This window comes from Cellulosimicrobium sp. NPDC055967, from assembly GCF_042269845.1.
In the GTDB taxonomy this organism is placed as follows: domain Bacteria; phylum Actinomycetota; class Actinomycetes; order Actinomycetales; family Cellulomonadaceae; genus Cellulosimicrobium.
The window spans coordinates 54,210-57,351 of the sequence record NZ_JBHJYJ010000021.1; the positions used below are offsets into that span (position 1 = coordinate 54,210).

General features: G+C 73.3%; 5 protein-coding genes. 1 reads left to right on the top strand and 4 read right to left on the bottom strand.

Going from position 1 to position 3,142, the window contains the following annotated elements:
* Nucleotides 1–116: 116 nt before the first annotated feature.
* Complete coding sequence (locus tag ACFC2L_RS18965) at nt 117–1,040, bottom strand: LLM class F420-dependent oxidoreductase (protein WP_375825907.1); 924 nt, start codon at nt 1,038–1,040, stop codon at nt 117–119.
* Between the two features lie 158 nt (nt 1,041–1,198).
* Nucleotides 1,199–1,498, bottom strand: coding sequence for a Dabb family protein (locus ACFC2L_RS18970; protein ID WP_375825903.1), 300 nt, complete (start codon nt 1,496–1,498; stop codon nt 1,199–1,201).
* A gap of 23 nt (nt 1,499–1,521) precedes the next feature.
* Here ACFC2L_RS18970 and ACFC2L_RS18975 point away from each other — a divergent pair, with 23 nt between their 5' ends.
* On the top strand, nt 1,522–2,415 hold the full coding sequence (locus ACFC2L_RS18975) for an LLM class flavin-dependent oxidoreductase (protein ID WP_375825904.1): 894 nt from the start codon (nt 1,522–1,524) through the stop codon (nt 2,413–2,415).
* Nucleotides 2,416–2,433: 18 nt separating this feature from the next.
* Here the strand turns inward: ACFC2L_RS18975 and ACFC2L_RS18980 are convergent, their stop codons facing one another.
* Nucleotides 2,434–2,754 carry a hypothetical protein gene (locus ACFC2L_RS18980; RefSeq protein ID WP_375825905.1) on the bottom strand — a complete coding sequence of 107 codons (321 nt, stop codon included), beginning with the start codon at nt 2,752–2,754 and terminating at the stop codon, nt 2,434–2,436.
* A gap of 5 nt (nt 2,755–2,759) precedes the next feature.
* Nucleotides 2,760–3,142: transposase (locus ACFC2L_RS18985; RefSeq protein WP_375825906.1), on the bottom strand; the 383-nt coding region annotated here is incomplete at its 5' end.

Sequence of the window (3,142 nt, forward strand, 5' to 3'; positions counted from 1 at the left end):
CCGGGCCCCCCCCCCCCGCCTGCGCCACCCCCCCCCGCGCCCCGCCCGCCGCGCTGGTGGGGCCCCCCCCCCCCCCGCGCCGCGCCGGCCCGCCCGCCGCGACGCGGGTGTGGGCGTCAGGGAAGCTGCGGCACGACCTCGCTCGCGATGAGGTCGAGGTGGTCGAGGTCGTGCAGGTCGAGCACCTGGAGGTAGAACCGGGTGGCGCCCTGCTCGGCGGCGGCCGCGACCTTGTCCGCGACCTCGGAGACCGTCCCGGCCAGGCCGTTGCGCCGCACCTCGTCGGGCTCGCGGCCGATCGCCTCGGCCCGGCGGCGGAACTCCGCCTCGTCCTTGCCCACCGCGACGACGAACGCGGCGGAGTACACGAGCGAGTCGGGGTCACGGTCGGCGTCGAGGCACGCGGCGCGCACGTTCTCGAACCGCTCGGGCAGGACGCCCGGGTCGGGGAACGCCGCGTTGAACTCGCTCGCGTACCGGGCCGCGAGCGCCGGGGTGCGCCGGGGCCCGTGGCCGCCGACGATCACCGGGACGCGCTCCTGCGCGGGCTTCGGCAGGGCCGGGGAGTCCGTGAGCGTGTAGTGCTCGCCGCTGAACGAGAACGTCTCGCCGACGGGCGTCTCCCACAGCCCGGTGATCACCGCGAGCTGCTCCTCGAGGATCCCGAACCGCTTCTCCGGGAACGGGATGCCGTACGCCTCGTGCTCACGGGAGTACCAGCCCGCACCGAGACCGAGCTCGACCCGGCCACCCGACATCTGGTCGACCTGCGCGACCTGGATCGCCAGCACGCCGGGGTGGCGGAACGTCGCCGACGACACGAGCGTGCCGAGCCGGATGCGGCTCGTCTCGCGGGCCAGACCGGCGAGCGTCGTCCACGCGTCGGTCGGGCCGGGCAGCCCGTCGCCGTCGCCCATGACGAGGTAGTGGTCGGAACGGAAGAAGGCGTCGAAACCGAGGTCCTCGGTGGCCTTCGCGACCGCGAGGAGGTCGTCGTAGGAGGCGCCCTGCTGGGGCTCGGTGAAGATGCGCAGGTCGATCTGGGTCATGCCGTCACCCTGCCACACCGGGTGACTGCCCCCGCCCGCAGGAGACCGCGTCCCGCGAGGTAGAACGTCCAGTCGCGAGGTAGAACGCGCAGAGCTCTACCTCGCGGCGTGACGTTCTACCTCGGCGAAGGCACCGGGCGGCGGTGCGGTCAGTCGGCGAGCGGGACGAGGTCGAGCTCCTGGAACTCCGCGACCTCGGGGACCCAGCGGTCGGCGACGAACCCACGGTGGTCCGGGTGGGCGTCGTACGCGGCGTACGCGGCGTCGTCGTCGAACACCATGGAGAACTGGAACGCCAGCGGGCTCTTGGCGCTCACCTGGCGCGAGACCGTGAAGTCCCGCACCCCCGGGATCGCGGTGAGCGTGCGGCGCGCGGTGCCGAGGAACTCGGCCTCCTCGGCGCTGCCGACAGGGTGGACGAGGCGGAAGGCGACGGTGTGCTGGATCACTCCCCCACCATAGGCTGGCGGCCATGCGCGTGAGCACCGTGATCCTGCCGATATACCCGTGGCGCGAGGGCCGGGAGGTGTGGCACGAGGCCGACGACCTCGGGTTCCACGCCGCCTACACGTACGACCACCTGTCGTGGCGGACGTTCCGCGACGGGCCGTGGTTCGGCGCGGTCCCGACGCTCGCCGCGGCGGCGGGCGTGACGGAGCGGGTGCGTCTGGGCACGCTCGTGTCGTCGCCGAACTTCCGGGAACCGGTGACGTTCGCGAAGGACGTCATGACGCTCGACGACCTCTCGGGCGGGCGGGTCACCGTCGGTCTCGGCGCGGGCACGACGGGCTTCGACGCGACGGTCCTCGGCGGCGAGCCGTGGTCCGCACGGGAGCGGGCGGACCGTCTGCGCGACTTCACGGTCCTCCTGGACCGCCTGCTCACCGAGCCCGCGGTGACGCACGACGAGGGCCACTACCGCGCGCACGAGGCGCGGACCATCCCCGGTCCGGTCCAGTCCCCGCGCGTGCCGTTCGCGATCGCCGCGACGGGTCCGCGCGGGCTGCGGCTCGCTGCGCGCTACGGGCAGGCGTGGGTGACGACGGGCGACGGCCGCCTGGGCGACGACGCGACCCCGGCACGGTCGCGGGCGGCGGTCCGCGACCAGGTCGAGCGGCTCGAGGGCGCGTGCGCCGACGCCGGGCGGGACCCCGCGTCGGTCGAGCGGATCCTGCTCACCGGCTTCACGCCCGACCGGGCGCTGGAGTCGGTCGACGCGTTCGTCGAGGCGGCGCGCGGCTACGCCGAGGTCGGCATCACGGAGATCGTCGTCCACCGGCCCGTCCCGGGCACGCAGTTCGCCGCGGACCAGCGTGTCTTCGAGCAGATCGCGACCGACGGCGCCGCGCAGGTCGCCGACCTCTAGGGCCTGTTTCGGAAGTGGTCAGCGGTGGCTGATCCAGTCCAGGAGGTGGCTCGTGATGGTGGTGTGGTCTGCCTCGGTCGTGGTGTGCTCGCCGGTGGCGGCGTCGCGGTGCTCGATCTCGTAGCCGCCGAGTGCTCCGGGGCGGGTGTGGACCGAGATCGACCAGTCGATGTCCTCGTCGTCGGGGTAGATCACGAAGAACGTGTTGGTCGTGGCGTTCAGGTCCGCGAGCATGCCCAGGATCTCGACGTGGCCGGGGTCCTGGACGTAGTCGCCGTCCTCGGTATCGGCGTAGCACGGCGGCCGCTTGGACAGCCAGGACGGCAGCGAGTTGTTCACACCGGTCAGGATGCCAGCGCCTGGCCCGCCCGGACGACGGCGGTGATCCAGTCGTCGAGCGCGGCGACCTTGACGGTCGCCTCGTAGCGGAGCTGGAGCTTGTCATATCGGGTCGCGACGGCCCGGTGGCGTTTGAGGCGGTTGAACATGCACTCCACCGCGTGGCGGGCCTTGTAGTCCTCGTAGTCGACCTTCGGTGGGCGACCACCTTTGGAGCCCTTCGCCAGGCGGTTCGCGCGGTGGTCCTTCTTGTCCGGGATCGTCGCCGCGATGCCCCGCCCACGCAGCCGCTCGCGGTTCGCGGCCGAGGCGTAGCCCTTGTCCGCCCGCACCCGCTCTGGCCGCGTCCTGGGCCGACCGCCGCGCCCGCCGGGCCGCTTCACGCGGA